The 3050-nt window shown below is 42.3% G+C and carries 4 protein-coding genes; 1 reads left to right on the forward strand and 3 read right to left on the reverse strand.

Translation table 11 applies throughout. The features are described from left to right. Positions 1-755, forward strand: a 755-nt coding sequence (locus tag AC5V8P_RS24720) for a glycosyltransferase family 2 protein (protein WP_495473980.1), incomplete at its 5' end; no start/stop codon positions are given. Positions 756-874: 119 nt separating this feature from the next. Here AC5V8P_RS24720 and AC5V8P_RS24725 read toward each other — a convergent pair. The 3 genes from AC5V8P_RS24725 to AC5V8P_RS24735 all read right to left on the reverse strand — a co-directional run bounded on the left by AC5V8P_RS24725 (position 875) and on the right by AC5V8P_RS24735 (position 2595). After that, positions 875-1825, reverse strand: coding sequence for a ring-cleaving dioxygenase (locus tag AC5V8P_RS24725; RefSeq protein ID WP_064795587.1), 951 nt, complete (start codon positions 1823-1825; stop codon positions 875-877). Positions 1826-1899: 74 nt separating this feature from the next. After that, complete coding sequence (locus AC5V8P_RS24730; protein WP_064795586.1) at positions 1900-2298, reverse strand: DoxX family protein; 399 nt, start codon at positions 2296-2298, stop codon at positions 1900-1902. A 69-nt stretch (positions 2299-2367) separates the two neighbouring features. Further along, positions 2368-2595: a DUF896 domain-containing protein gene (locus AC5V8P_RS24735; RefSeq protein WP_064795585.1), complete on the reverse strand. Its 228-nt coding sequence runs from the start codon at positions 2593-2595 to the stop codon at positions 2368-2370. Positions 2596-3050 lie beyond the last annotated feature (455 nt).

Here is a 3050-nt window from a genome sequence, read left to right on the forward strand (position 1 = left end):
AAGAAAAAGAACATTGCCGGAGCATACTTACACAATCCGGCTTATGGAATCCCGGCTTTGAAACAGCGAATGAAATTACTCCGATCATCACCCCTGAGGATATTCTTCATCAAACAGGTGCATTGTCTAAAGTCGTTAGCCCCACAAGGGTTCCCCCCAGTACTCAAAAACAATTTGCCTCCACGGACGTAGCGCCCTGGATGCTGCTGGTTACTCGTTGTGTGGTCATCAGACGCAGCCACTTGATTCGTATTGGAGGTTTTAATGAACGATTCGTGCTATATGGACTCGAAGACTGGGATCTGGGCTATAGGCTGCATCGCTTGAAAATCCCCTTTTATTGCATCAAAGAGGTGGTCGGGTATCATCAGGAACATCCAACCCATCTCAGAGGTAACGTTTTAAATATGGAAAATTTGAGAATCATGTATGAAACTTACGGATTCCATGACTCCTCGTTAAATTTATTCGCTCTCATCCCTCCATCCGAAGATTTTGAGACCTACAAAAATACGCTGCGAGTATTGCGCAGGGGACTCCGTTCCAGGTTAACACGTTCATCGGCCATGTTGTTAAAAAGGACATTACGCATGGCAGCCAAGCAGTTCTATTATCACAATAATACCCCAGCATACCAGCAATCATTACGAATGATAAAAAAGAAAGCAGAGCACCGGAAAAGCCGAGTCGCCCACGTGTTACGAGAAATGCTGGTAAAGTCTGAAAGGCTAGAGTCAAATCAAAATATAAGCTAATTGCGGATGATTTCATTTTCAGGAGGTAATTCATCGAATGAAAAATCCACAATCGAATGAGATTGTGGATTTACGTGACTTCATCTGGATGCAAAACAGCAGCTATTTCGTAATTTCGTTTACTTTTGTTTATCTGTTAATGTTCTCACTTCAATAGGATGCAGGTTTGCCTCGATCTGAGCCCGCTGTGGTTCATACCACTCTGGCAGCATTAATTTCTGCCCCAAAGATTCAGCAGGTTCATCGTTAGCAAATCCCGGTGGATCAGTAGCAATTTCGAACAGTATGCCACCCGCTTCTCTGAAATATATCGCATTAAAATATTGGCGGTCGATGATTGGAGTTGGCTGATAGCCATAATGCTGGACTTCGCTTCTCCACTCTTCATGTTGCTCAAAATCTTTTGCGCGCCATGCAATGTGATGTACCGTGCCTGCTCCACCGAAGCCTAAGCCCATTTTGACGAGCGGAACATCCACAATGTTGCCGATTTCTCCAGCGGACTGATAACGAGCATATTCGGCGTCTTCGTCGATCTTCGTAAATCCGAGTATGCTCTCCAATGCATCCATCGTTTTCTGTGGGTTGGTGCTAAACAGCACGGCGCCTCCGAATCCCTTAATTGCTTTATCAGCCGAAATACCACTGTAAGACCAGGTACTGTTCGCTCCCTCTGCACGTTCAACAAGCTCAAGACGCAGGCCTTCATTATCCTCGAATTGAAGATATTGTTCATTAAACCGGCTTGTTTTCGTCACTTGAATATCAAAGCTTTGCAAACGATGCTGCCAAAAATCAAGCGAACCTGGCGGTACTACATACGAGGTTATGCCCACCTGACCACCTCCGATTCGCCCTTTGGGAGTTCCTGGTGCAGGGAAAAAAGTAATGATCGTCCCGGGGCTTCCTGCCTCGTTACCAAAGTACAAGTGGTAAACCTCAGGGGCGTCGAAGTTGATCGTTTTCTTCACTAACCGAAGCCCTAGAATACCTGCATAGAAATCGACATTTTTCTGCGGATTACCGGCAAAAGCTGTAATATGATGGATACCTGTCGTTTGAAGTGACATATGAAACCCTCCTTTTCATTGTAGAAATCCTTATATTTCATCATTGGTCATTTTTAATGGCCTAAGCTCATGTATTAATGAAGTATTGCATCGATAGAGTATGAACCTGCCCCTGTCAACGCAATCCCGATGACGACAGCAATAAGGACCAGCGGATATTCATATCCATTAGCGGTTGCCCAGATTCCGTTTTGACCATGCACTTTGACAATCGCTCCGAGCATCGCCATCGTAATCAACAGTGCAGCCAGTGGAGTGAGCAGTCCTACAGTAAATAGAGCCCCTCCCAGCAATTCCATCAATCCAGCGGTCACAGCCATCAATACCCCAGGCTTGATCCCGATGGATTCCATCCAACCACCGGTACCTTTTGGACCATAGCCGCCAAACCAGCCAAAAAGCTTCTGAGCCCCGTGCCCCACAAATAACAACCCAACCACCAAACGTATTAACAACAATCCACTTGCCAACATAAAATCACTCTCCATATTATATTTATTATTTAAAGATTTTTAAATTAGAGATATTTAACAAAATTAAAATCATGGTTTAACAATTTTGGCCTGCTCTCGTCTAAGTTTTTCAGGAGTTACATCATCTCCATTTGGATCATAAATCGTAGCGTTCAAGAGAATGCTTTGTACAGATCCCCGAAAGATTTGAAGGTATTCTTTGCGAAGATCCATTTGTTCCGTTTTTTCATTTTCAGTTAACCCGACATCTTTTGCTTTGTTTGCAAGCTGGTTAATTCTTTCTAAGATCGCAATCATGTGTATACCTCCCTATTCATAATTTTCTGTTGTTTTATCTTTAATTTATTTATCTTGATATAAAGATATAATACTTTTTTGTTCTTGTCAACCCTTTATTAAAAATGATTTTTTCTTTGGTTGCTTACATTTCAAGTTCTCATCGTTGCTATTTAGAAAAGATGATCCCCTACAAGGAACACGTAGCAGTCATCTTTGCGCTACAATTCGTGGATTTGATTGATGGGGCGAGTGATCTATAAACAAACCCTCACAACTCCTTGTTATTATCTCTATTTGTTCTATTAGGCTTACTTCAAATTCTACGGGGTTGCTACTAGCATTAAAGATATGATAGTTTATCACCGTATAGATGGATGGTTTGCACAAATACATTGACTAGGACGTGTCTGAAAACTAAAGAATTTTGTGATATGATTTGAGAAAAACGATTGGAGCATCAACTATGATTCAAA

This window comes from Paenibacillus sp. N119s (genome assembly GCF_059447605.1).

Excerpts from the sequence above, each read along its gene's own strand:
- AC5V8P_RS24735 (WP_064795585.1), bottom strand. The coding sequence starts at position 2,595 with ATGATTGCGATCTTAGAAAGAATTAACCAGCTTGCAAACAAAGCAAAA.
- AC5V8P_RS24725 (WP_064795587.1), bottom strand. The coding sequence starts at position 1,825 with ATGTCACTTCAAACGACAGGTATCCATCATATTACAGCTTTTGCCGGT.
- AC5V8P_RS24730 (WP_064795586.1), bottom strand. The coding sequence starts at position 2,298 with ATGTTGGCAAGTGGATTGTTGTTAATACGTTTGGTGGTTGGGTTGTTA.